The sequence below is a fragment of the Vibrio hepatarius genome, from assembly GCF_043642085.1.
GTDB lineage: Bacteria > Pseudomonadota > Gammaproteobacteria > Enterobacterales > Vibrionaceae > Vibrio > Vibrio hepatarius_C.
In genome coordinates this window covers 224,539-250,987 of record NZ_JBHZSA010000006.1, presented here as the reverse complement: position 1 = coordinate 250,987, position 26,449 = coordinate 224,539, and the positions used below count along the sequence as shown (strand labels likewise).

At 44.3% G+C, this 26,449-nt stretch carries 27 protein-coding genes; 6 read left to right on the top strand and 21 right to left on the bottom strand.

The genetic code is table 11. From position 1 onward, the window contains the following. The coding region (locus ACHUFZ_RS14240) for a hypothetical protein (RefSeq protein WP_394127669.1) at nucleotides 1-234 on the top strand (234 nt) is incomplete at its 5' end. A 36-nt stretch (nucleotides 235-270) separates the two neighbouring features. Here the strand turns inward: ACHUFZ_RS14240 and ACHUFZ_RS14235 are convergent. The 15 genes from ACHUFZ_RS14235 to ACHUFZ_RS14165 form a co-directional block, all read right to left on the bottom strand. Then, nucleotides 271-1,404, bottom strand: coding sequence for a flagellin (locus tag ACHUFZ_RS14235; RefSeq protein ID WP_394127668.1), 1,134 nt, complete (start codon nucleotides 1,402-1,404; stop codon nucleotides 271-273). A gap of 587 nt (nucleotides 1,405-1,991) precedes the next feature. Then, on the bottom strand, nucleotides 1,992-3,137 hold the full coding sequence (locus ACHUFZ_RS14230) for a flagellin (protein WP_134836203.1): 1,146 nt from the start codon (nucleotides 3,135-3,137) through the stop codon (nucleotides 1,992-1,994). 369 nt (nucleotides 3,138-3,506) lie between these two features. Further along, nucleotides 3,507-4,700 carry a flagellar hook-associated protein FlgL gene (gene flgL, locus ACHUFZ_RS14225; protein WP_394127667.1) on the bottom strand — a complete coding sequence of 398 codons (1,194 nt, stop codon included), beginning with the start codon at nucleotides 4,698-4,700 and terminating at the stop codon, nucleotides 3,507-3,509. Between the two features lie 10 nt (nucleotides 4,701-4,710). Further along, the gene (gene flgK, locus ACHUFZ_RS14220) at nucleotides 4,711-6,585 is read right to left on the bottom strand and encodes a flagellar hook-associated protein FlgK (RefSeq protein ID WP_394127666.1); all 1,875 of its coding nucleotides are present in this window, start codon (nucleotides 6,583-6,585) and stop codon (nucleotides 4,711-4,713) included. Between the two features lie 307 nt (nucleotides 6,586-6,892). Next, the gene (gene flgJ / locus ACHUFZ_RS14215) at nucleotides 6,893-7,801 is read right to left on the bottom strand and encodes a flagellar assembly peptidoglycan hydrolase FlgJ (RefSeq protein WP_394127665.1); all 909 of its coding nucleotides are present in this window, start codon (nucleotides 7,799-7,801) and stop codon (nucleotides 6,893-6,895) included. Nucleotides 7,802-7,813: 12 nt separating this feature from the next. After that, a complete protein-coding gene (locus tag ACHUFZ_RS14210) occupies nucleotides 7,814-8,905 on the bottom strand; it encodes a flagellar basal body P-ring protein FlgI (protein WP_394127664.1) in 1,092 nt (363 codons plus the stop codon). Between the two features lie 66 nt (nucleotides 8,906-8,971). Next, nucleotides 8,972-9,754 carry a flagellar basal body L-ring protein FlgH gene (flgH, locus tag ACHUFZ_RS14205; RefSeq protein WP_394127663.1) on the bottom strand — a complete coding sequence of 261 codons (783 nt, stop codon included), beginning with the start codon at nucleotides 9,752-9,754 and terminating at the stop codon, nucleotides 8,972-8,974. Between the two features lie 23 nt (nucleotides 9,755-9,777). After that, nucleotides 9,778-10,566 carry a flagellar basal-body rod protein FlgG gene (gene flgG / locus ACHUFZ_RS14200; protein ID WP_134836209.1) on the bottom strand — a complete coding sequence of 263 codons (789 nt, stop codon included), beginning with the start codon at nucleotides 10,564-10,566 and terminating at the stop codon, nucleotides 9,778-9,780. 19 nt (nucleotides 10,567-10,585) lie between these two features. After that, complete coding sequence (locus ACHUFZ_RS14195; protein ID WP_394127662.1) at nucleotides 10,586-11,335, bottom strand: flagellar basal body rod protein FlgF; 750 nt, start codon at nucleotides 11,333-11,335, stop codon at nucleotides 10,586-10,588. A gap of 206 nt (nucleotides 11,336-11,541) precedes the next feature. Beyond that, nucleotides 11,542-12,846, bottom strand: coding sequence for a flagellar hook protein FlgE (flgE, locus tag ACHUFZ_RS14190; RefSeq protein ID WP_394127661.1), 1,305 nt, complete (start codon nucleotides 12,844-12,846; stop codon nucleotides 11,542-11,544). A 43-nt stretch (nucleotides 12,847-12,889) separates the two neighbouring features. Then, nucleotides 12,890-13,603, bottom strand: coding sequence for a flagellar hook assembly protein FlgD (gene flgD, locus ACHUFZ_RS14185; RefSeq protein WP_134836212.1), 714 nt, complete (start codon nucleotides 13,601-13,603; stop codon nucleotides 12,890-12,892). A 23-nt stretch (nucleotides 13,604-13,626) separates the two neighbouring features. Continuing rightward, a complete protein-coding gene (flgC, locus tag ACHUFZ_RS14180; protein WP_004415032.1) occupies nucleotides 13,627-14,043 on the bottom strand; it encodes a flagellar basal body rod protein FlgC in 417 nt (138 codons plus the stop codon). Nucleotides 14,044-14,047: 4 nt separating this feature from the next. Continuing rightward, nucleotides 14,048-14,443 carry a flagellar basal body rod protein FlgB gene (gene flgB / locus ACHUFZ_RS14175; RefSeq protein ID WP_053441807.1) on the bottom strand — a complete coding sequence of 132 codons (396 nt, stop codon included), beginning with the start codon at nucleotides 14,441-14,443 and terminating at the stop codon, nucleotides 14,048-14,050. Between the two features lie 269 nt (nucleotides 14,444-14,712). Continuing rightward, nucleotides 14,713-15,540 carry a protein-glutamate O-methyltransferase gene (locus ACHUFZ_RS14170; RefSeq protein ID WP_004415035.1) on the bottom strand — a complete coding sequence of 276 codons (828 nt, stop codon included), beginning with the start codon at nucleotides 15,538-15,540 and terminating at the stop codon, nucleotides 14,713-14,715. Between the two features lie 11 nt (nucleotides 15,541-15,551). After that, complete coding sequence (locus tag ACHUFZ_RS14165; RefSeq protein ID WP_394127660.1) at nucleotides 15,552-16,478, bottom strand: chemotaxis protein CheV; 927 nt, start codon at nucleotides 16,476-16,478, stop codon at nucleotides 15,552-15,554. A 77-nt stretch (nucleotides 16,479-16,555) separates the two neighbouring features. Between ACHUFZ_RS14165 and flgA the strand changes: the two genes are divergently transcribed. The 3 genes from flgA (at nucleotide 16,556) to ACHUFZ_RS14150 (ending at nucleotide 18,144) form a co-directional block, all read left to right on the top strand. Next, nucleotides 16,556-17,302, top strand: a complete 747-nt coding sequence (flgA, locus tag ACHUFZ_RS14160; protein WP_053441805.1) for a flagellar basal body P-ring formation chaperone FlgA — start codon at nucleotides 16,556-16,558, stop codon at nucleotides 17,300-17,302. 79 nt (nucleotides 17,303-17,381) lie between these two features. After that, nucleotides 17,382-17,696 (top strand): flagellar biosynthesis anti-sigma factor FlgM, encoded by a 315-nt coding sequence (gene flgM / locus ACHUFZ_RS14155; protein ID WP_004415040.1) that lies wholly within the window; start codon nucleotides 17,382-17,384, stop codon nucleotides 17,694-17,696. A 22-nt stretch (nucleotides 17,697-17,718) separates the two neighbouring features. Next, nucleotides 17,719-18,144 carry a flagella synthesis protein FlgN gene (locus ACHUFZ_RS14150; RefSeq protein WP_394127659.1) on the top strand — a complete coding sequence of 142 codons (426 nt, stop codon included), beginning with the start codon at nucleotides 17,719-17,721 and terminating at the stop codon, nucleotides 18,142-18,144. A gap of 90 nt (nucleotides 18,145-18,234) precedes the next feature. Here the strand turns inward: ACHUFZ_RS14150 and flgP are convergent, their stop codons facing one another. Next, nucleotides 18,235-18,666, bottom strand: a complete 432-nt coding sequence (flgP, locus tag ACHUFZ_RS14145; protein ID WP_004415045.1) for a flagellar assembly lipoprotein FlgP — start codon at nucleotides 18,664-18,666, stop codon at nucleotides 18,235-18,237. Between the two features lie 8 nt (nucleotides 18,667-18,674). Continuing rightward, entirely contained in the window at nucleotides 18,675-19,310 is a 636-nt protein-coding gene (locus ACHUFZ_RS14140; protein ID WP_053441803.1) for a FlgO family outer membrane protein, read from the bottom strand. 162 nt (nucleotides 19,311-19,472) lie between these two features. On the opposite strand from ACHUFZ_RS14140, the gene ACHUFZ_RS14135 reads away from it, so the two are divergent. Next, entirely contained in the window at nucleotides 19,473-20,606 is a 1,134-nt protein-coding gene (locus tag ACHUFZ_RS14135) for a flagellar assembly protein FlgT (RefSeq protein ID WP_394127658.1), read from the top strand. A gap of 197 nt (nucleotides 20,607-20,803) precedes the next feature. Beyond that, nucleotides 20,804-21,310: a Fe3+-citrate ABC transporter substrate-binding protein gene (locus tag ACHUFZ_RS14130; protein ID WP_394127657.1), complete on the top strand. Its 507-nt coding sequence runs from the start codon at nucleotides 20,804-20,806 to the stop codon at nucleotides 21,308-21,310. Between the two features lie 105 nt (nucleotides 21,311-21,415). Here ACHUFZ_RS14130 and ACHUFZ_RS14125 read toward each other — a convergent pair whose 3' ends face one another. From ACHUFZ_RS14125 to ACHUFZ_RS14110, 4 genes are all read right to left on the bottom strand, one after another. Beyond that, entirely contained in the window at nucleotides 21,416-22,378 is a 963-nt protein-coding gene (locus ACHUFZ_RS14125; RefSeq protein WP_394127656.1) for an OmpA family protein, read from the bottom strand. A 215-nt stretch (nucleotides 22,379-22,593) separates the two neighbouring features. Next, nucleotides 22,594-23,571: an OmpA family protein gene (locus ACHUFZ_RS14120; RefSeq protein WP_394127655.1), complete on the bottom strand. Its 978-nt coding sequence runs from the start codon at nucleotides 23,569-23,571 to the stop codon at nucleotides 22,594-22,596. A gap of 561 nt (nucleotides 23,572-24,132) precedes the next feature. Then, complete coding sequence (gltX, locus tag ACHUFZ_RS14115; protein ID WP_394127654.1) at nucleotides 24,133-25,560, bottom strand: glutamate--tRNA ligase; 1,428 nt, start codon at nucleotides 25,558-25,560, stop codon at nucleotides 24,133-24,135. Nucleotides 25,561-25,751: 191 nt separating this feature from the next. Next, the gene (locus ACHUFZ_RS14110) at nucleotides 25,752-26,348 is read right to left on the bottom strand and encodes a YccT family protein (RefSeq protein ID WP_394127653.1); all 597 of its coding nucleotides are present in this window, start codon (nucleotides 26,346-26,348) and stop codon (nucleotides 25,752-25,754) included. Nucleotides 26,349-26,449 lie beyond the last annotated feature (101 nt).

The window sequence follows — 26,449 nt, the reverse complement described above, 5'->3', positions numbered from 1 at the left end:
GCGGAATTGGTAGACGCACCAGATTTAGGTTCTGGCGCCGCAAGGTGTGAGAGTTCAAGTCTCTCCTTCCGCACCATACTTACTCTAGAAATAGAGAGAGAAACCCAGCTTTTTAGCTGGGTTTTCTTTTATCTATCTAAAACTACCGTTTACACGAATAAGCCCCTTTCGATATCCCTACAACTTTTAAACGGCAAAAAAACAAAACCCAGCCGAAGCTGGGTTTTCACTTAAGTCATGACTTTATTAGTTTCTAAAGAGTTCAGCTCTTTAGCCTAAAAGCCCCAACGCTGAGTTGGGCGCTTGCTTTGCTTGTGCAAGAACAGAACTAGAAGCTTGAGTTAGGATCTGAGACTTAGTCAATGCCGTTGTTTCTTTAGCAAAGTCAGTGTCTTTGATTCGACTATTAGATGCGTTCACATTCTCATTGATGTTTTCTAAGTTGTTAATCGCATGATTGAAACGGTTTTGGAATGCACCAAGCTCTGCGCGATGACTATCTACAAACTTCAATGCAGCATCAACAATAGCTACTGACTCTTGAGCTCCAGCTACCGACGTAACATCAATAGTATCAACCGTAACGGCTTGAGCTGCACCAAAGCTTAACTCACCTGCTAGAGAGCCTCCAAACGTTGCTGCGCCATCAACTCTATTATTATCTGTAAATAGCTGTAAGTTACCCTCTTCACCAACAGACGCTTTCACAAGGTCAGTTTGACCGTTGATGTAAGTTGCGAGCTCTTCAATATCGTCACCTTCTTTGGCATTGATAGTGATATTTTGCGCTTCACCAAACTTATCTGTTAGGGAAATAGTTAGATCGTTAGCACCGGCTTGCACAGACCAATCTTTGCCTTGGCCATTCGCTGCCACATAGCTGTTACCACCCATCATCACGTTATCACTACGCATGTTGTTCATGGTTAGCATTACAGCCTCACCGTTGTCAGCACCAATCTGGAATGACTTGGTTGCAAACGTACCGTTGAGCAGCTTATTACCACCAAATGAGGTTGTTTCAGCAATTCGATTTAGCTCATCATTCAGTGCTGTTACTTCCTCTTGGATAGCAACACGCTCTGACTTCGAGTTAGAACCATTTGCTGATTGCAGTGACAAGTCACGCATACGTTGCAGAATGTTGGTTGTTTCATTCATTGCACCTTCTGCTGTTTGTGCCATCGAAATACCATCATTTGCATTTCGTACGGCGACATCTAGACCACGACTTTGCACATTCAATCGATTCGAGATTTGCATACCTGCTGCATCGTCTTTTGCACTGTTGATCTTAAAGCCAGAAGATAATCTTTCCATTGACGTTTGCTGCGCTGAGTTTGCACTGTTTAAGTAACGCTGAGCTGTCATCGCAGAAACGTTTGTATTTACATTAACCGCCATAGTGGTTCTCCTATTGATTTTCCATTTACCGGAGTATCCGAAAGGTTCCCGACGTCTCGGAAAACCAATGAGTTCTCTCAAAGTACCCTTTATAACGACAGTGAATTGATGAACTTTAGAGCAGAATGAAGAAAATTTAGTCACATCATGGCTATTTCATTGAAAACATGACGAAACAAATAAATATGAAATTAGATGCTAAAGTTTTGCCGCTATCGGTCGGGCATCTGTTCAGATTGTGAGCATGAAAAATATGTTAGATACAGACGGAAGAGTGGATACTAAAGGCTAGTTTCAAATACCTAAAACGAGAAAACGCCCTGCTCCGATTAGAGAGCAAGGCGTTAAAAAGAGGTAGCCCCAAGTATAACTAATTAGTCATACCTTCCTTTGAGAGAACCGGGGCTATTTGACAACCAATGCCGTTGGAGATCGAGAGAAATGATCACAGCCTAGTTGTCGTTTACATAAGTGATTCGGTTATAGAACAGGTATGAGAGAGAGTTCTATATTTTCATCACCTATGTTTGCCGTCATCCCTTCACCTAACCCTACGTCTAGGTTACTGCTAGTGAAGGTATTGACTACTATTGCAATAGTGACATTGCAGAGTTTGGCAACTGTTTTGCTTGAGCAAGTATCGATGTACCCGCTTGTTGCAGAATTTGTGCTTTAGTCATCGCCGTTGTTTCTTTCGCGAAATCAGTATCACGAATACGACTGTTCGATGCTTCAACATTTTCTTGGATGTTCGCCAAGTTGTTAATGCTGTGGCTTAGTCGGTTCTGTTTCGCACCCAGGTCAGCTCGCTGAGAGTCTACATATTTAAGTGCGGCATCAATAATACCAACTGCATTTTGAGCACCACCAACCGTATTTACATCAATGTTCTGAACCGTTGTATTGGTACCTGGACCACCAGTAAGACCAAGCTCACCAGCAAGACCACCAGAGATATTCAAGTTGCCTTCAAGGTTTGGTTCAGCGGCAAATATTTGCAGGCGACCATCTTCATCAACAGATGCTTTTAGCTTATCTGTTTGACCATTGATGTATGTTGCAACTTCTTCGATGTCATCACCTTCTTTAGCAATGATATCTAGTGTTACTGCTTCACCATCTTTAGTCGTGAATTCAAACTTAAGATCTTTAGCCGTTGGTGGTACACCCCAGTCCTTATCTTTCGCATTTTCTGGTGCGGAAATAAATGACTGACCGCCCATACGGAAATCATCTGCACGCACGCTAGTTAGGCCCATGATAATCGCTTCACCAGAGCTTGCACCGATCTGGAATGATGCTTCACCGAACGAACCGTTAAGTAACTTACGACCACCAAAAGAGGTCGTTTCAGCGATACGGTTTAGTTCATCTTGCAGAGCTGCAACTTCTTCATGTAGCGCTTGACGTTCTGACGCCGAGTTCGTGCCGTTTGCAGACTGTAGCGATAGATCTCGAATACGTTGCAGGATAGATGTCGATTCGTTCATCGCACCTTCTGCAGTTTGAGCAATGGAAATACCGTCATTTGCGTTACGCATTGCCACATCTAGACCACGAGACTGCGCCGTTAATCGGTTCGAAATCTGTAGACCCGCAGCGTCATCTTTCGCGCTGTTGATTTGTTGGCCTGATGATAAGCGTTCCATCGATGTATTAAGGTCGCCGGTCGCTTTATTTAAGTAACGCTGAGCGGTCATCGCCGAAACGTTAGTATTTACTGTTATGGTCATAGTTTGCTCTCCTATTGAGTTCGCAACTGCTTGCGAAGCGGCCAGCTTTGTCTCATTTGGAAGCACTGACCGTAAATTCGTAGCTAAGTCGGAATATCACCAACTCAAAGCTTGTTGTTTAAACTCTAATCTGATTAATTCAAGTAGCGTGCCAACTTTAAATTTTGTCAGAAAACACTTTTAAAGTTTCTTAATATCAGCACGTTAAATAAAGTACCGATAATTAATCACGCTGACTTCTTTGCCACTTTTAAGCAGCGGCAATCGGTTTGCCGCTTACTTTGCCACCACTTGCCTCTTTCAAAGCAGCTGGTGAAACTATTCAATGATCTAGCTCGCACTTAAGGCGTTGCACATAAGGCGTAGAGCTTAGATGTAATTGAATAAGGTTAAATCTTTTGTCTTACCGAAAGCTTGTTGCGACGCTTGCAAAGCCCTTGAGTTCTCGTTGAACTCAATAATGGCTTCGGCATAGTCCAAATCTTCAAAATTACTCTTCGACTTTGCTAGAGTCATTTTGAAATCTTCGTGCTGCTCTTCCTGAATATCTAATGTACTGAGGCGAGCACCCACATCCGTTCTGGCTTTGTTTAAATGGATAAACGCCGCATGGAACTCTTGAGTAATCTGGTGAAGTTTCGCGGTATTCGATGCGTCAGATACAGAGCCCGATGACAAGCTCATCGCATCTTTAAAGGTATCGAATATGCTGTACGTATCTCGTCGGTCTAAGGTAATTTCATCACCTTTGGTCAACTGACCTTTAACTTGAATTGTCAGCTCTTCAAATTTGATACCTTCAGCCGGATTGAAAACATCCGCTTTGACCACTGAGCCATCGCGCTCAAGCTGATAGCCATACTTGCCGTCTGGCATATCAACAAACGTCACTTTATATTCAGACTGATCATCAGGGTTTGTATTGATCGCTCGCTCTAAGAGCAGCTCAGACGCTTCTTTCAAATTGTATTGCGGTTCATAGCTGCCAAAAGGGTTATCAATCTCCATAAACAACTTACTGCCTGGATTGTTGATTGGCATTTCTAAGCTGTTAGAGATTTTCATCTTGCGCTGATAGTCATCACCCGCATAACTCACATCGCCATCTTTATCGCGGAAAAATGGCTGATTCTTAGGCTTAGTTCCGGCAAAGATATAGTTACCCGATTCGTCTTGAACATTGACCAAGTTAAGGAAGTTGTTAGCCAGCTCTTCGATTTCTCGGCGTTTAGCTAGTCGATCTTCAGGCGAAAGCGAGCCGTTAATCATTTCCATCACCGTACGCTTGGCATCATCGGTGAACTCTTCTGCATTAGAAATGATCACTTCATGGTGCTCTAGACGATTTCGCGTCAGTACGATGGCATCGGTATATTGGCGTAGCTGTTCTTTCTGTTGGCCAATATTCTGAATGTAATGTGTCGCCAACGGATCATCGCTGGCTTTCATCAGTTTTTTACCAGATGCGAGCTGTGCTTGGTTGTGATGCACTTTCGCTTCAGAACGACGTAGATCATTCTGCACTGACTGATAGTTATGGAAGCTAGAAATTCGATTCAACATTTACGCCTCCCTATCTCAACGCCAGAATGGTATTAAAGGTGTCATTTGCCGCCTGCATGATGCGCGAAGAAGCCATATAAGCTTGCTGAAACTTCATCATATTTGCCGCTTCTTCATCGAGGTTCACACCCGCAATCGACGCAACCCTTTCTTGAGCCGCTTCTTTTTCTAGACGCGATACATCGGTTAGGCGCGATGCCGTCGACATTTGCAGGCCCACATCCGTATTCAGGTTGTGGTAGATATCTAAAATGGTCGATTCACCGTCATTCAGCTTTTTATCTGTCTGAATGTTTTGCATTTTTAGTAAGTTGCCGTTATCACCTTCAGAAGGGACAAGGTTTGCCGTGAACTTATCATTAGGTAATGCGCCACCAGTAAGCTCAAATGACGTACCTTGTACAGTCACCGCCCCTGTTGGTGGATAGTCTTGTGGCTGCAGTAGTACTTTGCCTTTCGTATCCGTTACCGCGAACTGCTTGCCATCAGGTGAGATCACCACTTCAAATTCTCTAAGAGATCCGGCCTGAGCAATACTAAATTTTGCCGTACCTTGTGCAAACGTGGTTGAGGCTTCATAACTTTGAGCCGCAATTGCACTAGGGTCATTGGTTTCCACTCTCATCTGTGCAGCGCCGCTTCGAGTCGGCCTTAATAGCACGCGCTCACCAGACTCTAGATCGCTACGAATATCGATTCGAATCCCATCTAGGCTGATAGCGTTATCGACGACTGGCACAATAAACTGCTCACCACTTGGACGAGTAATGTAGTAGTCGCCACCACTGTACTGGAGGGAATATTCGCCACCGATTAACTGGTTAGTATCTTCGATGTATACCGCTAGGTCTGCTTTTGAATTAGATGAAGTCACGACACGTGATTTCGCAACAATATCAGAGTTCACATCGGTAAACATCAACCCACCGATGTTGCCTCGCAAATCTAAACCTTGGGATTGCAGCTTGTTCACTTCATAGGAAAATGAGGTCGCGAGTTTACCTAGCTCATCCATTAACTGCGGAATTTTTTCATCACGCATCGAGAGCATCGAGCCCAACTTACCGTCGATATCTTTGGTAGTGATCGCCTTAATCCCCTTACCTTCAATCATCGCTAAGCGGCGTTGGTGAACATCTGGGTAACCATCGATCATTTTCAGTTCGCTGGACTCAGTGCCTGAAACGAGCGTGTGGCCATTACCGATATGGACATTAAAACCTTCAGCATTTTTGCGCGGCGTTACAGTAACTTTGGTGTATTCAGAAAGCTCAGCGATTAATTTCTCATGCGTATCCATTAGGTCGTTATGTGGGCCCGGAGTACGCATCATCAAGCGGTGTAAATCACGAATTTCAACCGCAAGTTGGTTAACGCGTTCGATACCTAAATCAAGCTTCTTATTCGTTACATCTGACTGGTGACGAATCGTTTCATGGAAGTCATTAAGGTTTTGGGTAATGAGGTTAGCTTTTTCAAGTACAACTTTACGAGCACCCACGTCATTGGGGCTATCGGCTAACGACTTCACGCCATCAAACCATTCGTTTAAATTTTCTGGAATTTTCTTTGAGGAAACAGATGAAAGCATGTTGGATAACATTTCCAAATTCGCTTCATCATCGATTTTATTGGCATGGCTAGTGGTCGAAACATTAAGCTCGTTAACGGCAAACTGATCCCAAGAGCGGCGAACTTTGTCCACATGTACGCCCATACCGTAGGTTTCCCCACCGTATTGACGCGGCATGTTTGTGCCTTGTATCACCGACTGACGGCTATAACCCTCTGTATTTACATTAGAGATGTTATGACCTGTGGTGTTGAGTTGTCTCTGAGCCGTCAGTACGCTTTGCGCACCAAGATTCAGAAGATCAGACGCCATATTGCCCCCAATAAACCTATATAAATCAGTATTAACTGAACATCTAAGTTAGTAAAAGCAATATCTGTGCCATTAGGAGTAATTGGAGTGTTTGGAATCACCCAAGTTGTGTATCTATATGTCATCCTCAAGAGTGAGGAACGAGCGAGTTGGGGATCTCTGTAAGATTGTAATGAAGAGTGGACAGATTCCCTACTCACTCCTTCGTCGCTCTATGGAATGACATTTTCCCTGAGGAGTAAGCTCGCATATCGGAGCAACGAGTTCTCGCTTCCAACAAAAAACTCACCCTAAGGTGAGCTTGTTTCTACATTTGGTCGATTTTCGCTTTAACCCTTAACACTTTGTCAGCGTAACTTGGGTCTGTTGCATAGCCTGCTTGGTGAATACCGTGAATAAACTCTTCATTGTTGCCACCATGGCGCAGTGCCGTTGTATAACGCGGATTTTCATTTAGAAAGCGCACATAATCATTAAAGCTATCTTCATAGTTTTGATATGAACGGAAAGCGGCTTGCTCTTTAACTGGCACACCTTGATGGTATTCCAAGGTTTGAGTGGCCACCTTATCGCCGCTCCAGCTTCTGTCCGCTTTGATATTAAATAGGTTGTTACTGCTACCACGAGAGTTATTAATGACCTTCTGACCCCAGCCAGTTTCGAGCGCTGCTTGGGCGAGAAGTAATGATGAATCGACCCCAAGAGCTCTTGCTGCTTTTTCCGCGTAAGGTTTCATCGAGCTAACGAATGACTCAGGAGAGTTAAATCTTGATGGTTCAACTTTATCTGATGGCATAACCATCGTGGTATCAGCACGTTCTTGGCGAATGCGGTCAACTTTCTGCATCATCGCTTCGAAATCAGTATTTCGCGCGTTGGCATTTTGGTTCTCGACACTGCCTGAAGTAAGCTGTGCAACGATCATATCAGCTAAACCGAGAGAACCTGACGCGCTCAATTCACTCGACATTTGTTCATCCATCATTTGACGATAGAATTGCTGATTCTGGCTATCCATCAAGCCTGATTCAAACGTCGAGTTCGCGTCACGCATCGACTTAAATAGCATTGAGGTAAAAATCGCTTCAAACTGTTTTGCCGCTGCAGTCAATGCAGCTTTTTCACTGGCCTCATCACCATCTACCGCTTTCTGACGAAGCTTATCTAACCCTGCGATATCGTGGATAAAACCAATATCATTGCCATTATTAATCATTGCTCTACTCCCTTAGATAACGATCAATTGACCTTCAATAGCACCTGCTTGCTTCAATGCTTGCAGGATTGCCATCAAGTCAGAAGGGGCAGCGCCCACTTCATTCACAGCGCGGACTAAATCATCTAACGTTAGACCAGGTTCGAATTTGAACATCTTGCCCTGCTCTTCAGTCACTTCGATGTCAGTATCAGGCACAACCACCGTTTCTCCGCCACCAAAGGCATTCGGCTGGCTGACATTAAGATTCTCTTTGATAGCAACCGTCATACCGCCATGAGTCACGGCCGCCGGCTTCAAGCGCACATGCTTACCCACCACGATAGTTCCTGTGCGAGAGTTAACGATTATTTTTGCTGAGCCTTCGGCAGGATTAAATTCAAGATTTTCAATGGCAGATAAGAAGGCCACACGCTGAGTAATATCACGCGGCGCACGAACCTTAACCGACGTAGCATCAATCGCTGAAGCCATTTGAGGACCAAGGAAGTTGTTTACGGCATCAGCCATGCGCTGCGCAGTAGTAAAGTCAGACTCAAGCAGATTGAAAGTGATGTAGTCGCCGCGGCTAAATGGTGTTGGAATTTCTCGCTCGACCATTGCGCCATTTGAGATCATGCCCGCTGTTGGGTTGTTACCGACAATTTTAGAACCATCAGCCCCCGTTGCGCTAAAACCGCTTACGACAAGGTTACCTTGTGCCACGGCATAAATTTGCCCATCAAGACCTTTTAGCATGGTTTGCATTAATGTGCCGCCACGCAGGCTTTTGGCTGAGCCAATTGAAGAGACAGTAACATCAATGGTTTGGCCTTGCTTAGAAAAGGCTGGTAGCTCAGCCGTCACAATAACAGCGGCAACGTTTTTCGACTTTGGTTTTGTGCCCGGTGGCATCTGGATACCAAAGTTTTGCAACATGGCATTGAAGCTTTGGTCAGTAAATGGCGTGGATTCCCCCGTGCCCGGCAAACCCGTTACCAAGCCGTAGCCAACCAATTGGTTACTACGTACGCCCGCAACTTGCGAAACGTCTTTAATGCGTGCTGCTTGCGCATGTGTTGCAATAAACAGCAGACTTGTAACAAGGAGAAACCACTTTTTCATAACCGTACCTTTGCTCTACACTCAACCAGCTTTATATTTGTGCCAAAAAAGCGGCATTAACTGGGATTAGAGAGAGACATTAAAGAATCGTGCCAAGAATCCCGGTTCTTGCATATCTTGTTGTGTGCCAGTGCCAGAGTACTGAATTCTTGCGTTAGAAATACGGGTTGATGCAATGGTATTTTGATAGTCAATATCGTCAGGACGGATGGTGCCACTTAATCGAATATACTCATCACCTGTGTTTAATGTCAGCCACTTCTCGCCACGAATCACAAGGTTGCCATTGGCTAATACCTCGATAACTTCAACGGTAATTGAACCAGATAAGCTGTTGCTTTGGTTGGCTGCAGCACTGCCACTGAATGAGTTGTCGTTACTTAAGTTGTATGAGAAGTTGTAGTCACCGATATTAAGCTGCTGACCACCGACTTCCAGCGGATCCATGGTTGCATCATTGTTTTTCGATAAATCAGCGTCTGAACTCTTAGACGCGTTGGTGCTTTCATCGAGTGTGACGGTAATAATGTCACCAATACCACGTGGCTTAGAATCATCATATAGGCTGGATGCACGGCCGCTATTAAACAGTGAACCTGTTTCAGCCGCATAGTGCTCAGGCTGATGCTTAGGATGAATCGGAGCCCAGGCAGGATCGCCAGAGACAGGATCATTTCTGCCACGTAGCGTATCGATGATGCCAGACTCATCATCACTCGATTTATCACCTTCAACGGCATCAACTGTCGTCGTACCTTGTACAACATCAGGCGTTTCAATCGGTGGCTGCATCAGTGTACAACCAGATAAAGTGGCAACACCTAATAGCATGGCTAGTAATCGATTCATCTCTCTACCCTCTTCCAACTAGATTAAAGCTGTTGGTTAACAAAGCTCATCATCTTGTCGACCGCAGAGATGACTTTAGAATTCATTTCGTACACACGCTGAGCTTCAATCATATTAACCAGCTCTTCGGTAACGTTAACGTTTGATGTTTCAAGCATCGACTGGCGAATGTCACCAAATCCATCAAATCCAGGAACACCTTCTTGAGGGTCGCCACTCGCACCTGTCGCCATGTAAAGGTTCTGACCAATTGGTTCAAGACCACCTGGGTTCACAAAATCAACGGTGGCAATTTGACCGACCACTTGGTTATCTTGCTGACCACGAATACGTACTGATACTTCACCGTCGGTACCAATCGTAATGCTCTGCGCGTCTTCAGGAATGGCAATTTCAGGTTCAAGTGCATAGCCTGCGCCTGAAGTTACGATAACGCCTTCATCATTGACCGTGAACTGACCATTACGGCTGTAACCAATGTTTCCGTCTGGCATTAGGATCTGAAAGAAACCGTCACCTTCAATCATCATATCGAGACTGTTATTGGTCGTCTGGGTGTTACCTTGAGTATGAACCTTTTGGGTTGCCACAACCTTAGAACCAGCACCTAGCATCAAACCGCTTGGCAGTTCGGTGTTCTGTGAAGATTGGCCACCAGGTTGGTTGATATTTTGATAGAACAAATCTTCAAATACCGCGCGGCTTTTCTTGTAGCCGACCGTCGATGCGTTTGCTAGGTTGTTTGAAATCGTTGAAATATTGGTTTGTTGAGCGTCTAAGCCCGTTTTACTTACCCACAATGCCGGATGCATAACCTTCTCCTAAAATCTATTAGCTCATACGAAGCAGAGAGTCAGACGCTTTGTCCATATCTTCTGCGGTGCTCATCATCTTCACTTGCATTTCAAATTGGCGTTGCAAGTCAATCAGGCTAGTCATTTCACCGATGGCATTGACGTTACTGCCTTCGATTGCGCCTGTGAGCAGTTTTACATCGGCATCCGCCTCGTATGCCGCATTAGGATCTTTTGCACGGAACAGTCCGTTGATATCTTTGAATAGTGATTGGTTATTGGTGCGGGTAAGCTTGATTCGGTCCACAATTTCAATAGCATCAGCTGGAGCACCCTGAGGAACCACAGAAATTGTACCGTCATTGCCGATCTCGACTTTACTCACCGGAATTGGAAGTGTAATGGGTGCGCCAGTTTCACCGAGTACTAAGTGGCCATTGCCGCTTGTCAGTAAACCGTTCACATCAACATTTAGATTACCGTTACGAGTCAGACCTTCTTTGCCCGTCTGATCCAGTACAGAGATCCAACCATCACCTTGAATCGTCACATCTAAGTCACGGCCAGTGGTAATCACACTACCTTGTTGGAAATTATGTCCCGGACGCTCTGTCATGCTAAACACTCGGCTAGGAACACCTTCGCCGTATGCCTGCATTGAACGCGCTTGCGCCAAATCAGCACGGAAACCCGTGGTACTGACGTTCGCTAGGTTATTTGCTCTAAGCTGCAATGCCTGCATATTCTGCTTGGCGCCGCTCATCGCAAGAAACAGTGCACGATCCATAATTTGCTCCAATAATCACAATTCTGATCAATAGAAAGCAATAGGTATGCCAACTTATAAAAGTCGTTTTATATCAATAAATTAAAATACAAACGGAAAGCTTAATGGAGAAAATAGAGGAGGCAAAGAGTGAGAGGCGGCAACATAGCAAGCTGATCTTTGCCACCAGCTTGCTATCCAGATTATTGCCAAACAACGTAAGTCGATTAACGGATTTGCAGGATGTTCTGTTGAGTTTGGTTATGCACTTCTAAAGAACGAGAGTTCGCTTGGAAGTTACGTTGAGCCGAAATCAGGTCAACCAGTTCTTGAGTCATATCAATGTTTGACTGCTCAAGCGTACCGCTGCTGATCGAACCAAACGAACCTTTGTTCGACTCGCCCCAAATTTTATCACCCGAGAACTGAGTAGAATCCCACTGAGTACCACCTTTCTTATCTAGACCTTGCTCATTGGCTACACGAACCATTGCAACACGACCTAAAATGATGTTCTCACCGTTAGAATAAGTACCTAGAACACTACCGTTTTCGTCGAAATCAACTTTAGTCAGGAAGCCTGTTGTCGCGCCATCTTCATCGAACTTAGTCAGTTCAAACGGTGCGGCAAACTGTGTCGCATCTTGCAGACCGAAAGACAGAGTCTGGTTTACATCAGCGCCGTTAAGTTCAACAGGGTTTGCCCCCGTACCTAGTGGCTCAGAAACAATATTTTGGCCATTGTTAAGGCTTGCTAGAGTACCGTCATTGTTAAACTTCATCGTATGACCAACATGGCCAGTCGGAGACGTTGCATCACCACCCGTAATATTCAGAGGTTTCTCACCCGCACTGTCAGTCACTGTGTAGTATGTCTGCCAAGTGTTAGGCTGAGTCTGATCTTTTAGGTAGTAAGTAGTTAATTTGTACGACTGACCCATAGAGTCATAGATCGTCGAAGACGTTGAACGGTTGTATGTTTCCGGATCTGAGTAATCAAATAACGCAGGGTCTTTCAGCTCACCCCCAGCAGGCAGGTTTACACCAACTTCGATGTTTGCTGTTTGCTTAGGCTTACCAAATTCTTTTGGAATGTTGATAGGTGACGGCTCATAAGAAAGTACATCGCCAGTATCTTTATTCACTTGATAACCCAATAGGAACTCATCATTCGCAGTTACCATGTAGTTATCTTTGTTCAGGTGGAACGCACCGTTACGTGTTAGCTCGTTTGATGTCGGAGTCAAACGGTCTTTTGCAACCGCGAAGAAACCTGTACCACCGATACGTAAATCCATTGGGTTATTGGTATAAATACTTGAACCTTCATGGAACTGTTGTGCCACCTTCGCCGCTTGTACACCTTGTCCAGGTGTCGTTTTAGCGTGAGTGAACAGTGAATTCGAGTAAACATCACCGAACTCAGCACGAGACTCTTTAAAGCCATACGTGTTCGCGTTCGCAATGTTGTTACTGGTTGTATTCAAGTCTAATTGAGCAGCGGATAAACCACTTAGTGCAACATATGACATTCCAAAATCTCCTATCTAGCTAGCATAACAACTTAATTAAGAGTTACGCCTTACCAACTTCTAGTACTTCAGCAAGTCGAACTGGCGACTCAAAGCCAGCCAGATTGAGTAGTACGTTACCATCACCTTTACCAAGAAGGACGCTGTTGACGTTTGCGTAAGTCGAAACTTCAAACTCTTTCGCCTTCCCGTCTAACAAACCCGATGCTTTCACATTGTATTTGCCAGCCGGCAATGGATTACCGTTTTGATCTTTGCCATCCCATTCGACACGGTTATCACCCGCAGGTTTAGAACCGACTTCAAAGGTACGGACAAGCTGTCCCATCTGGTCTTCTACTCTTACCATCACGTTATCAACAGCTTGAGGTAGTTTGACCATAGCAGCCATATTGCCGTCATCTTTCTTCACACCCGCAGCACCTGGTACTAAGACATCACGTCCAACTAACGATGAAGCCTGTAGTGCTTGGTTTGAGGTCATTGACGCATTCAGTGTTTCAAACTGAGTGTTCATCTTGCCAATACCATCTACGGTTGCGAATGACGCCATTTGTGCAATCATCTGGTCATTACTAACCGGCTTAAACGGGTCCTGTTGGGCAAGTTGCTTTGTGAGCAGTGATAAGAAGTCTTCTTGCTTTAGATCTTGCTTACCTGTTGTCTCATTAGGCTTATTCTTGTCCTGAAGCTGTTTAAGCTGGTCGATATAGGACAAGCCACTCTGACCAACATTATTATTAATGCCTCCGGCCATCTGTTACCTCCTTATCCTTATCCTTATTGACCCATCTGCAGCGTACGCAGCAGCATTTGTTTGCTAGCATCTGCTACTTGAACGTTCGTTTGGTATGAACGTGAAGCAGATATCATGTTAGCCATCTCTTCCATTACATTGACGTTCGGCTTGTAGATATAACCTTCGTCGTTTGCAAGTGGGTGGTCAGGGTTGTATTCCGCACTTAGCGGTTTATCACTTTCAACAATACCCATCAATTTCACTGGCACAGTGTGGTCGCGGCCATACTTTGCCTTACTTAACTCAGCACCAAACACTGCATGACGCGCTTTGTAAGTATCTTTCGCTGAGCTAGAGATACTGTCTGCGTTTGCAAGGTTACTTGAGGTCGTATTTAGACGAACAGATTCAGCGCTCATGGCAGAACCAGTTACATTGAAGACGTTAAATAAGCTCATCTAATTATTCCCCTTTAATTGCTTTCGTTAAGTTCTTGAATTTACTTCCTAAGAAGTCGAGTGACGCTTGGTGGCGAATCTGGTTTTGCATAAACAAGTTACGCTCTAAATCCACATCTACCGTGTTGCCATCACCCGTGTCAGGTTGTGTTGGAAGACGATACATTACTTCCCCTGTCACTTGTGTAGAGGCAGCGATATGCCGACCATCAGTTCGGCTAAGACCAATGCTTGCCTCTGATGTTGCCGCCTGCAGTGCCTTTTGAAAGTCCATTCCTTTCGATTTGTATCCAGGTGTGTTCGCTTGTGCAATGTTGGTGGAAATCACCTCAGCATTGCGCTCACGTACTCCCACCGTGTGCTGGTGGATACCTAGTGCATTGTCAAAAGAAATAGCCATGTTGACCTCTACTTAAAGAACTGACCGTTAGTAATATTACAAAAGCAATATATGTACCAACTTTTATGATTAGTCCAATTTTGCTTTCACGTTCTGTACAGCAATAACCACGCCAACTTAAGAATTGGCCGTAGTTATGGGGTTGAGATTTGGAATGCCTCACCAAAAGTATACTCGCTACACTCTTAGCACTCGAATTATTTTCTGAGCTGCAGATACGCAAAAGCCCAGCGACAAGGCTGGGCTTTGATTAGAAAGAGTAGAACGCTCTACTTAAGTTTGTAGATGATTCCAGGGTTACAACGAACCATATCAAATCTATCGGTTAAACCAGTCAGAGATTCAGATGCACCAAGTAGCAAGTAACCACCGGGGTTCAAACTGTTTGCCATCTGGTTTAGGACCTGTGACTTCATATCTGGCGAAAAGTAGATCAACACGTTTCGACAGAAAATAATGTCAAACTTACCCAGCAACGCATAGCTATCCATCAGGTTTTGTGGACGGAAATTTACTAAGCGTTTCACATTGTCTTTCACTTTCATTCGTCCATCGCCTGCATCTTCAAAGAAGTTACGTCGACGCTCAGGTGAAAGACCACGGCCAAGTGCTAAGTTGTCGTAAATACCTGCACGACACATATCTAGCATGCTTGCAGAGATGTCCGTTGCCGTAATAGAAACACTTGGAAGCATGCCCGGCTTGCGTTGCTGCTGCTCTAGCACCGTCATGGCCATTGAATATGGCTCCTGACCTGAAGAACTGGCCGCTGACCAAATTTTAATCGGGCGTTTATTCGCTGCTGCTTCCGGTAGTAGCTTATTGGCTAATACTTCAAATGGGTAAGTATCGCGGAACCAAAGTGTTTCATTGGTCGTCATTGCATCGACAGCAGCAACTCGTAGTTCACGGTTACGCCCGCTCACCACATCTCTTAATAGATCAGAAAGAGAAGCCAACTTGAACTTAGTAACAAGTGGGCTAAGACGACTTCTAACGAGGTATTGCTTGCTATCACCAAGGACAATACCGCATTGTGACTCTAAGAAACGGCTGAAATCACGATACTCTTGATCGCTTATAGTTATTGCTGTCATTCACTTCTCTTTTAATTAGTAAGTGCCGATTTCACTGCATTACCCAACTCATCCGGGTTAAATTTCGCAATAAATGAGTTTGCACCAACACGCTCGACCATCGCTTGGTTAAATACCCCACTCAATGACGAGTGAAGGATCACATACAGATCTTTCAAATCAGGGTGGCGTCGAACTTCTGCAGTCAAAGTATAGCCATCCATCTCTGGCATTTCGATATCAGATATCACCAAAGAGATCTGATCATAAATACTACCAGTTGCCGCCATTTCGACTAGCTTATCATACGCTTCTTTGCCATCTTTTGCCGAAACAACTTCAAAACCTAGCGAAGTGATCGCTCGTTCTACTTGCTTACGAGCAACCGTAGAGTCATCGGCAATAAGAATACGGCGAACAATTTCTTTTTCAGTTTCTGCTTGGGCAATCTCTTCACTAATCGACGAGTCCATAGTCTCATCAACCGGAGCAATTTCAGCAAGAATTTTCTCTACGTCTAAAATTTCAACCAGTTCATTGTCGATATTAGTGACCGCAGTTAAGTAGTTCGCTTTACCAGCACCGTCTGGTGGCGGCAAAATTGCCTCCCAGTGCATATTGATGATACGTTCAACAGACGTCACCAAAAACGCTTGTATCGTACGGTTAAATTCTGCGATGACGACGAATGCTTTATCAACGTCAGTGGTAGGGCGTCCGCCAATCGCTAAACTAAGATCAATCACTGACACGGTATGCCCGCGAATATGAGCAACCCCTTTCACTAGAGGGTGCAAGTTTGGCATTGAAGTAAGCTTAGGGCACTGAAGTACCTCTTTTACTTTAAATACGTTAATTCCGTAACGCTGGCGCCCCATCAGGCGAAAGGTTAGGAGTTCTAATCGGTTTTGACCGACGAGTTGCGTACGCTGATTCACTGAATCAAGAATACCGGTCATAAGCTCATCTCCATCTCAAACTTCATGCTAAAAAAATGGTAATCTACATAGTGGCCATGAAAAACCAGAGAAACAGAATGATATATCCTAAAACATCATTACGCTCAATTTCCATAACTAATTGTAGAGCTTTCTATAAAAAGTTTCGTAAGTCTATCGGCTTTTTATTCTTTTTCTTTAGTTTTTCAGTATTTTCCGCAACAGAAAGCCAAATAGAGCTTATTCAACAAGCTGCAGAAGAGTACATTATCGCCGAAATTGAGTGGCCAGTTGGGGGGCAACTAGAAGCTAAAGCGGCAAATATCGATAGTCGTATATTTGCCACCGATTGCCCAAGCCCGTTATCAAGCTCTTCCTCTTCGACTAACCCTAGCTCCAGTAATATTACGGTGTTGGTTGAATGTCCCGAGGATAACTGGCGGGTCTACGTTCCAGTGCGCCTGATTCGTACAGGCCCTCAAGTCACCCTGACCTCGCCTATTTCTCGTGGCCAACTGATTTCTGAATACGATGTCACTCTAAGTATGGTAGACCTTCAACGTTTTAGACGGCAAGGATTTACCTCGATTGATGCGGTAATCGGTGCAAAAGCGAAGAAAAATCTTCGTGCCGGAGAAGTTATTGAGGATAGAGACATTTGTGTTGTATGCCGCAATGAAACCGTTACGATCAAAGCCGTGAAATCTGGGATGACCATTACAACAAAAGGAGTTGCTCTGACAGATGGTTCACACGGTGAGCAGATAAGAGTGAAAAATAGTAAATCCAACCGTATAATTGAAGGACGAGTATCTGGAATTTCGGAAGTCACGGTTGTCTTTTAGCCAATCTAAAAAAAAGCTAAAGTTCTTACCGCACTCGTCGATATTGACAGTACAAGTTCTATTTTAAAAAGGCTCATCTATGGCAGGCATTGATAATATACGTTCGGGGCAAACACTCTCGACAACGACGAGAAGCTCAGTTCGAAATGATAACTCAACGACTAGCGGTTCTGACTCAGCAAAGAAATCAACCGTTGCGCAAGACGCTGTTTCACTAAGCTCTCAGGGCAAGGCTGTCGGTGAGATGCATAATCAAATGGTTAGCCAACCTAGCTTTGATCAAGCAAAAGTTGCTGCGATTAAAGAAGCTATTGCCAACGGTTCTTACACGGTAGATCCGGAGAAACTGGCGGATAATATGATGAAGTTCGAAAAAGAACTTGGTGGACTTTAAATAGCGAGTGAGAGTTCAATAGATGGCAGCACTACATGGTTTAGTCGAATTTCAATTGAAAAATGCTCTAGAGCTGAGTGATGTTCTTGAGCAAGAAAAACATGCCATCACCAGTCGCCAATCCAAAGATATTGAACAGATAGCCAACAAAAAAGTCACCCTCATTGAACAACTGCAAGTCACTGATGATCGTATTCGTCGCCACCCTGACGTTGAAAACTTAACCTCAGACCCAGAGTTGAGCCCTCTGGTAGAGCAAATTCGTACGCTTATATCTCAATGCCAGCAAGCGAATGAAGTGAATGGTCAAGCATTGCAACGTGCACAGTTAAGCTACAATAAGCTAAATAACTTGATGAAGCAGTCTCAAGGTAAACTCGGTATGACTTATACCGCTGAAGGCCAAACGAAGAATGTGACAACGCTTGGAACAAATATTAAGGCCTAGCCAATTTGTTCGCCAACTGCATAGAAAACCCAAACAAATAAAAAGCGGCAATGATTGCCGCTTTTTATTTGTATCAGAGAGAATATTCAGTTAGAAAAGTGTTTGCTGCCTTTTTTCAGGCACTTGCTGAACTTCACCATAATCACGCAGTTTATTCATCTTCTCGATATCTAAACGAAGTTCCGTCACGTAACTGTCACCGACTTTATAGCTTCGTACAACCTCAGCGCCACGGATAACACCGTCTACCGCACCAGAGGTAAGCTCAGTCCCTAGACGTTGATCTTTAAGATCGGCTCTACCACTTACGCGCATGCCATATACTTGTTCAGCAAGTTCACGGTAGGCGTCGATTTTTGATGCACGCATCGCGCGGACTTGTTTTTCGTCTTCGTTACGCCCTTTTTGCTCACTAATGCTGGCATAACCAACTGCAGTCAACCAGTCATCAGGACGCATGTTCTGCAGAGGTTGGCAACCAACCATCATCAAAGCAACAACAAGAAGTAATAACTTTTTCATTGTCTCTCCTATGGACGCAGAATCACGGTATACGGTTGGGTCATTGTTGGGTCAGAGCGAATTAATACCCCATCTTGCGTACGAATACTATTAAGCGTATCAAGATCTCGACCAATACGATCCGCTGGCAAGAAGCCTTGAGCCGTTGCAACAACGATTCTTGACTGCATACCAACAACACGTGCATTTACCAGCACACCACCTTCTTGGCGAAGCATGGTACCCGTCAGCACATATTGGATATCTTGTTCTTGCGCCAGATCTTTCCAATCTCGACTAAAGGCAAAATCACCTTGGTGCGTGACCTGAATCGATCCGGTTGTTTTAAAATCAACAACTTTAAACCCACGACGTTGGAACTGGTGAATAAACCCTTCCGATACAGAATTACCTAACCAGTTGGTGGCATCCATATTCTGCAAATCAACAAATGACGTTACCGCAATCGGTGTACGAGCCGATACACTCGTATTTGAAATCATTAAGTCTTCGGTCATGCTCTCAACAAAAAAGTCAAGAGTATGACGCGGGCTGTCCATCAGCATAAACTGGGAACCATTATACGGTTCTTTACCATTATATATTGGCGCATACGCACAGGCGGTCAGAAATACCACTGGCACAAGCGATAACCATTTTTTCATTCTCTAATCTCCGATACATTAAGGCCTAAATGTCGACTCTTTTACGAAAAAACGAAAAGTGGAACATTCTTTGCTTTTCTATCAATGCAACTATTAAGAAAGGCAATGCCTAAATCAGCTAAGATTTATTAAGCAAAAAATGAACCAACTTGGTAATCAATCATGAAAAAATCGCTTCTGTACTTTTTATCAACCGTCTGCTTAAGCCTATTTGCACACAATGCACTGGCTGGTTGGTATGAAGTGACGGGGACTTCAACTATCGTTTCATCAGAAGAAGTGGCCCGTGTTCATGCGCTAGAAGACGCAATCTACAAAGCAGTGAGCTTTTCAGGTGCTGATATCGGTAGCATCGCTAACCTGCGCCCATTGCTTGAAAGTGGCCGTAAAGAGTATCAATTCACGGGCACTGAAGTGCGCTATATCTTAGTCGAAGAGGAAAGAACTCGCAGTGGCGTTATGTTCGTCAAAGCGCGTATCGATATTTATCCATCGGCAACAGGTTGCCATGTCAGTCAGTATAAAAAGACATTCTTAGTTGGAAATATTGATCTCGCCTCCCCTCAACAAGCGGTAATGGGCCAGATATACAGTGTCGGTGACGATTTTGCCAACGTCATCAACCGTCAATTAGATCAAGAGTCGGCTAGTTTTATTTCCGTTGGTACGACCGACTTTGAGATCAGTAAGAAATACCCAGAGCGACTTAAAATGATCGCTGAGGATACAGGCGCGCAGTACATTATCGGGGGTGTGATTACCGACCTCACCGCTACCATAGAAAAAAATCTGATTAAAGATGACGTCATCAACCGCCAGTTTGCGCTCGAGATGACCATCTTCGATGGCAAGACTGGCAATGAAGTCTATAACCGCAACTACCGTGAAGTTGCTCGTTGGCCTTTTGCCAAAACAAGCCAAGTCGATACTAAAAGTGCTCGTTTCTGGGCGTCAACCTACGGTGATATGATGCTTCGTGTCAGTCGAAATATCATGCTCGATCTAGAGTCAGAAGTATCTTGTAAAATCACACTGCCAGAAGTCGTCGCTAAGTGGGGCAATACCATTACGATTGACCTAGGGCGTGTTCATGGCGTTCAAGAGGGTGACAAACTACAACTTTGGCACACTGGGTCATTCATCGACCAGCGTGGTTTACCGCGAAACAAAGTTACAGAAACTGACATAACACTAACGGTATCTCGCGTATATGAAAACGAAGCGGAGCTTTCTGTCGATCAAGCAGAATTAGCAGGCAGTATTCAGCTCGGAGATGTTATGCACAAACTGTTATAGTGATTCGACGAGAATGCCACTACGCTCCGTTGCAAAGCTAGGTAGTGTATTCTCTTCCTAACAGGTCGAATCCCAGCGTAAACACCTTCCTTTTATCAGGGCCAAGTAAAAATGCTTGGCCCTTTTGCTTTCTTAGCTTCACCATCCTTTAACTTTCATCTAAAATAATTATTAATAAAGTTATCTATAGTCAAACAATGAAAAAAAGTAACTTAGAGACCAACACTGGTCATCGCTTCATCTCTAAGGCCAAAACAGCCTTCAAAATTCATATCCATACTCCAGATGACAAAGTCATCCACCGCTCTGTCGGCTACATTCGTATTGGAGAGAAGAAAGGCCTGCAGAAAGCGATTAAGTTGCGAAATGAAATGGGCAGTGAGATGTGGGGCAAATTTTGGCGCCGTCTACTCAAAGACCCTTACCTCATGACACGTTTACCCCACTCACTTGAACCCAAGATTATCTTTAAACCTAGACCGACCAAAGATAACCCAGACGCCAAAGATGAATGCTATATCGCCGCATGGCGCAGCTATGATGAGAACGGCAAACTCATCTACAGAAGTGTGGTTTGCTCAATAAAGAAACATGGCCGGTTGGCCGCCTACTCTAAAACTAAGAAAGCACTACTTGCGGCCAACAAGGAGAACTTAGAGATCCTTGAGTTTATGGGCCGATTAAACAGTATTGATTTAAAGTAGCTAGCAGATAATCTGTGGCATAGAGTTTTATGGTCGACAGTAACGACAACGAATAAAGCCTTGGCATATGCCAAGGCTTTTCTTTTTAACTGCTTTTTTCTTTCGCTACTTTTCTTCGTATTCGAAGCCCGGTACCGTGATCTCGACGCGACGGTTTTGAGCACGACCTTCACGAGTGTCATTCGAAGCGATAGGGTTATTTTCCCCTTCGCCACTGACGGTAATGCGTGACGCTTCAATACCTTGGCTCTCTAACTCATCAGCCACCGCTTGAGCGCGTTTTTCTGAAAGCATTTGGTTGTATTCCGCAGCCCCACTTGAGTCGGTATACCCAGTAACTTCAACAGTTGCTTGAGGGTATTGCTCCATAAACTGAACCAACTCTGAAAGTTGAGATTTACTCTCTGGCTTCAATTCAGTGCTGTTTAATGCAAAGTGTCCAGAATCAACTTTGGTTGCATAGCTCTTGATGACAGGAGTCACAACAACCACTTCCTCTACTACTTCTTCCGTCTTTTCTTCTACAACGACAGGCTCTTGCTGCGCTTGGTCGTTATTACCAAAGTGGTAAACAAAACCTAAGGTCGCCGAATTGACAGCCGCCTTAACCAAATCATTGTTAACGTCTGTCAAACGTTGATACTCAAGACGGACTCTTACGTTGCTATCAGAGTTCAGCTCCAAACCCACAGCACCTAAGTAAGAGTTATCATCTTTATCGCCATATTCGACATAGGCACCACCAAACTTACCGTATAGAGAGACAGTGTCATTGAATGGAATCGTCAGCTTCGGCGCCAATGTCCAAGCATGGGCTTTATCGCCATCAATACCATCTGCGGTGAACTCACCTAAGTAGTCATACCCACCTTCAAGTGATAGATAGTCCATAAACTCATAGCCAGCGAACAGACCGGCGGTAATAGATTCGTCATCACAATTTGCGGTTGCCGAAGTACATGCATCATCTAGCCAAGACTTACCAACTTTGCCGCCAAGATAGAACTCTGCATTTGCTACTGAAGACAGCATCAAGCTTGCAGAAATTACCACTGCTAATTTTTTCATGCGTATTTCCTTATTGTTTTCCATTTACGCCTTCGCTCGCTAATCAACGAGTGATGTGAACCCGACAGTCCACATACGCACACTAACGCATAATCAGATCAAATAAAACATGAGCGATGGAACGGAAATCATTATATTCCTATATTTGCTCTCAAAAATAAGAAAGCCCCGACCTAAGTCGAGGCTTTTTTCTGACGCTGTTATTTATTGAATTATTATTGAGCTACTTGGTACTCAAATTCAGGAACGATTACTTCAACACGACGGTTTTGCTCACGGCCTTCGCGAGTTTCGTTAGATGCAATCGGATTGTTTTCACCTTCACCACGAGCGGTAATGCGTGAAGAATCGATGCCTTTTTCTTCTAGAGCGTTTGCTACTGACAGTGCACGCTTCTCAGAAACAACTTGGTTGTATTCCGCAGCACCTGAAGTATCAGTGTAACCAACGATCTCTACATTAGCTTGTGGGTAAGTGTTTAGGAACTCAACTAACTCGTCTAGTTGAGCTGCACTGTCTTGGTTTAGCTCAGTGCTGTTTAGCTTAAAGCTACCTGTACCTAGTTGTTGCGTTTCAAATGTTTTTGTTTCTACAACAGGTTCAGCTGGAGTTTCTTCTACTACCACTTCTTCTGTCATTTCTTCTTCAACAACTGCTACTGGTGCCGCTTCTTCGCTGCCGCCAAACTTGTAAACGAAGCCAAGTGTTGCGCTGTTGCCCATAGCACGTACTTGATCATTGTTTGCATCAGTAATTGTTTGGTATTCAACACGAACTGTCACATTTTCATGTGAATCGAATTCGATACCAGCAGCACCTAGGTAAGAGTAATCATCTTGGTTGCCGTATTTCACGTACGCACCACCAAATTTACCGTACAGTGAGATATCGTTAGTAATAGGTAGGTTTAGTTTAGGAGCTAAAGTGAATGCTTCAACTTTGTCGTCATTTAGGCCATCAGCAGTGAATTTGCCTAGGTAATCGTAACCACCTTCAATTGATAGGAAGTCCCACATTTCGTAGCCAGCGAACACACCTGCTGTCGATGCTTCGTCGTCACAGTTTGCTGTAGCTGTTGTGCACGCGTCATCTAACCATGATTTACCGACTTTACCACCAACATACAGCTCTGCCATTGAAGGTGCAGATGCTAGAAGAAGTGACGCTGAGATTACCGCTGCTAATTTTTTCATTACTGTTTCCTTAATACTTAATATTAATTTCGTTATCGTTTAGCTTTGATCCTTCACTCAATCTCTCCAAGCAAAGTGGAGATGAGATCCATTCATTCACTTCCTGATGTGTCATTTCGCTCCAGGTTAATCCGGTGCTTTAGCTAACAATAAATGTGACTATATGTAACCAACGGGGAGCACTATAAAGAGGATCAGTTCCATTAATAAAGGGGAGAAATGTCAGCATTTAGTTGCATTAAAGTCAGAGAAGTTTCAGGGAGCGCTCTCGGCTCTTGCCACATAAGGGCTAGCGCGCCTTCACACTTTTTGCGTTTTCCACGAAAAAAAATGCGCCTAGAGTAAAATTTCTTAAATTCAAGACGATATTTTGTAGGTACTTTCCCAAACAAAATTAGTATTACACTCGATTAAGTGAGGTTTTTTCAAAATAAAACACCAACTGATGCGAACAAATAATCAGTTAACTAGAACGTAGCAGCCACCATAAGCACTCTTTGACACATATAAAAAAACCGCAGTATTAAACTGCGGTTTGATATCTAATCGAGAGAACGAAGACTATGCGTTCGCTTCACGCTCTTCGATAAATGCGATTGCCATCTTGATACGGGCAATAACACGCTCTTTACCAACAAGTTCCATAACTGCATCAACAGATGGAGACTGACCACCACCTGTTACTGCAACGCGCAATGGCATACCAATTTTGCCCATGCCGATTTCTAGCTCTTCACAAACAGCGGCGATAACACCTTCTTTAATGTTTGCTGTTGTCCACTCTTCTAACGCATCAACTTTCGCTAGAGCAAGCTCTAATGGGCCTTTAGCTACGCCGCGTAGATGCTTCTTAGCCGCGCCTGCTTCAAACTCAGAGAAATCTTCGTAGAAGTAACGGATCTGCTCTGCTAGCTCTACCAGCGTGTTACAACGCTCACCCACAAGCTTAATCACTTCAGTGATTGCCGGACCGTTTTCAACGTTTAGTTTCTGGTTATCTAGGTGCCATTGTAGGTACTCAGCCACATACTCAGGAGCAGACGTCTTAATATAGTGGTTGTTCAACCAAAGTAGCTTTTCAGTATTGAACGCTGACGCTGATTTAGAGATTGCATCTAGAGAGAACAGATTGATCATCTCTTCTTGCGAGAAGATCTCTTGGTCACCATGAGACCAACCAAGACGCACTAGGTAGTTGTTAAGTGCATTTGGTAGGTAACCTTCATCGCGGTATTGCATAACAGAAACTGCGCCGTGACGCTTAGACAGTTTCGCACCGTCATCACCTAGGATCATTGCACAGTGAGCAAATACCGGTACTGGCGCACCTAGTGCTTCGTAGATGTTGATTTGACGAGGTGTGTTGTTGATGTGGTCTTCACCACGAACAACGTGCGTAATGCCCATATCCCAGTCATCAACCACAACCACGAAGTTGTACGTTGGTGCGCCATCAGTACGACGGATGATTAGGTCATCTAGCTGGCTATTAGCAATTTCGATGCGACCACGAATCTGGTCATCAAATACTACGCTGCCTTCTTTCGGGTTACGGAAGCGGATAACAAACGCATCGCCTTCTTTCGCTTCAGCATTAGCTGCAACGATTTTTGGGTGATTAGCATCGTAACGAGGCATCTCTTTCGCTGCTTCTTGCTCTGCACGGATTTCATCTAGCAGCTCTTTAGACGCATAACATTTGTATGCTTTATCTTCAGCAAGTAGCTTATCAACCATTTCGTTGTAACGGTCAAAACGCTTAGATTGGAAGTAAGGACCTTCATTCCACTCTAGACCCATCCATTGCATGCCTTCTAGGATCGCATCCACAGCTTCCTGAGAGTTACGCTCTAAATCTGTATCTTCGATACGTAGAACGAATTCACCGCCTTGGCTTTTAGCATATAGCCAAGAGTAAAGTGCAGTACGTGCACCACCAACGTGAAGGTAGCCTGTAGGGCTAGGAGCAAAACGAGTTTTAACCGTCATTTGAGTTCCTTAAGGGTAATGAGCAACGAGAGAGCTCTCGATGATATATCAAGGATAAAAGTGGCGACATTTTACCACCGAAAGTCAATACTACAATCATTCCGTGCTGATTGATGGCAGAAATAGCAAAAGGGCAGACACCCTATTGGGTACTGCCCTGACTGTTTCTTACTACGCTATTTGGAAATAAGTTACTTTAAGTTCTTCATCGCCCACTGCATGAACTCTTGTTGCTCTTCACGGCTTAAATCATGGAACGATTCTTTCAACGTTTTGGTTACCGCCGGAGAAGCAGCGATACTTGCCTTAGTCGATTCCTTGTTCATAGCCTTGTTGTAATCGGCCACTTCACGCTCGTAATCGCGGAAACCTTGTAGGCCACCTTTGCGCAGTTGAACCATAGAAAAATCAACATCTTTGCCGTTTGCGTCTTTTAGCGTCAGTTTTGGGTCCATTTCAAAAGCATTTGCTTCTTCAATGGTACGGAACTTGTTGTACGTTAGCGTTAACTTAGCATCTTTCGGAGCATCAAACTCTAATAAAAGCGGCTGTGAATCGAACTTACGACGCTTGCCATCTTCAAACACAATTTGACCCACATTCACAGCCAGTTGGTTTGCGCCATCTTCAACTTTGATACTGTTGTTGTCAGAGATCCACTCAGGGTAGACGAACTCACCGTTGATAACGCGAGGAACCAATTCCGCTTGCAGAGTCAGTTGAGCAGCAAATGCAGGCGCAGAAAGTAGTGCGCAAAATCCTAATAGTGTGGTTGTTTTTTTCATCATGGTTTTCTCGTCTTATACCAATTTAGATAAGCCACTGAAACTAACAGGCCGGTCATTTCAATGGCTTATGTGAATAGATATCAATACAAAAAGGGCGTTTC

Excerpts from the sequence above, each read along its gene's own strand:
- ACHUFZ_RS14235 (WP_394127668.1), bottom strand. The coding sequence starts at position 1,404 with ATGGCGGTTAATGTAAATACAAACGTTTCTGCGATGACAGCTCAGCGT.
- ACHUFZ_RS14230 (WP_134836203.1), bottom strand. The coding sequence starts at position 3,137 with ATGACCATAACAGTAAATACTAACGTTTCGGCGATGACCGCTCAGCGT.
- flgL (WP_394127667.1), bottom strand. The coding sequence starts at position 4,700 with ATGTTGAATCGAATTTCTAGCTTCCATAACTATCAGTCAGTGCAGAAT.
- flgK (WP_394127666.1), bottom strand. The coding sequence starts at position 6,585 with ATGGCGTCTGATCTTCTGAATCTTGGTGCGCAAAGCGTACTGACGGCT.
- flgJ (WP_394127665.1), bottom strand. The coding sequence starts at position 7,801 with ATGATTAATAATGGCAATGATATTGGTTTTATCCACGATATCGCAGGG.
- ACHUFZ_RS14210 (WP_394127664.1), bottom strand. The coding sequence starts at position 8,905 with ATGAAAAAGTGGTTTCTCCTTGTTACAAGTCTGCTGTTTATTGCAACA.
- flgH (WP_394127663.1), bottom strand. The coding sequence starts at position 9,754 with ATGAATCGATTACTAGCCATGCTATTAGGTGTTGCCACTTTATCTGGT.
- flgG (WP_134836209.1), bottom strand. The coding sequence starts at position 10,566 with ATGCATCCGGCATTGTGGGTAAGTAAAACGGGCTTAGACGCTCAACAA.
- ACHUFZ_RS14195 (WP_394127662.1), bottom strand. The coding sequence starts at position 11,335 with ATGGATCGTGCACTGTTTCTTGCGATGAGCGGCGCCAAGCAGAATATG.
- flgE (WP_394127661.1), bottom strand. The coding sequence starts at position 12,846 with ATGTCATATGTTGCACTAAGTGGTTTATCCGCTGCTCAATTAGACTTG.
- flgD (WP_134836212.1), bottom strand. The coding sequence starts at position 13,603 with ATGGCCGGAGGCATTAATAATAATGTTGGTCAGAGTGGCTTGTCCTAT.
- flgC (WP_004415032.1), bottom strand. The coding sequence starts at position 14,043 with ATGAGCTTATTTAACGTCTTCAATGTAACTGGTTCTGCCATGAGCGCT.
- flgB (WP_053441807.1), bottom strand. The coding sequence starts at position 14,443 with ATGGCTATTTCTTTTGACAATGCACTAGGTATCCACCAGCACACGGTG.
- ACHUFZ_RS14170 (WP_004415035.1), bottom strand. The coding sequence starts at position 15,540 with ATGACAGCAATAACTATAAGCGATCAAGAGTATCGTGATTTCAGCCGT.
- ACHUFZ_RS14165 (WP_394127660.1), bottom strand. The coding sequence starts at position 16,478 with ATGACCGGTATTCTTGATTCAGTGAATCAGCGTACGCAACTCGTCGGT.
- flgA (WP_053441805.1), top strand. The coding sequence starts at position 16,556 with ATGATATATCCTAAAACATCATTACGCTCAATTTCCATAACTAATTGT.
- flgM (WP_004415040.1), top strand. The coding sequence starts at position 17,382 with ATGGCAGGCATTGATAATATACGTTCGGGGCAAACACTCTCGACAACG.
- ACHUFZ_RS14150 (WP_394127659.1), top strand. The coding sequence starts at position 17,719 with ATGGCAGCACTACATGGTTTAGTCGAATTTCAATTGAAAAATGCTCTA.
- flgP (WP_004415045.1), bottom strand. The coding sequence starts at position 18,666 with ATGAAAAAGTTATTACTTCTTGTTGTTGCTTTGATGATGGTTGGTTGC.
- ACHUFZ_RS14140 (WP_053441803.1), bottom strand. The coding sequence starts at position 19,310 with ATGAAAAAATGGTTATCGCTTGTGCCAGTGGTATTTCTGACCGCCTGT.
- ACHUFZ_RS14135 (WP_394127658.1), top strand. The coding sequence starts at position 19,473 with ATGAAAAAATCGCTTCTGTACTTTTTATCAACCGTCTGCTTAAGCCTA.
- ACHUFZ_RS14130 (WP_394127657.1), top strand. The coding sequence starts at position 20,804 with ATGAAAAAAAGTAACTTAGAGACCAACACTGGTCATCGCTTCATCTCT.
- ACHUFZ_RS14125 (WP_394127656.1), bottom strand. The coding sequence starts at position 22,378 with ATGAAAAAATTAGCAGTGGTAATTTCTGCAAGCTTGATGCTGTCTTCA.
- ACHUFZ_RS14120 (WP_394127655.1), bottom strand. The coding sequence starts at position 23,571 with ATGAAAAAATTAGCAGCGGTAATCTCAGCGTCACTTCTTCTAGCATCT.
- gltX (WP_394127654.1), bottom strand. The coding sequence starts at position 25,560 with ATGACGGTTAAAACTCGTTTTGCTCCTAGCCCTACAGGCTACCTTCAC.
- ACHUFZ_RS14110 (WP_394127653.1), bottom strand. The coding sequence starts at position 26,348 with ATGATGAAAAAAACAACCACACTATTAGGATTTTGCGCACTACTTTCT.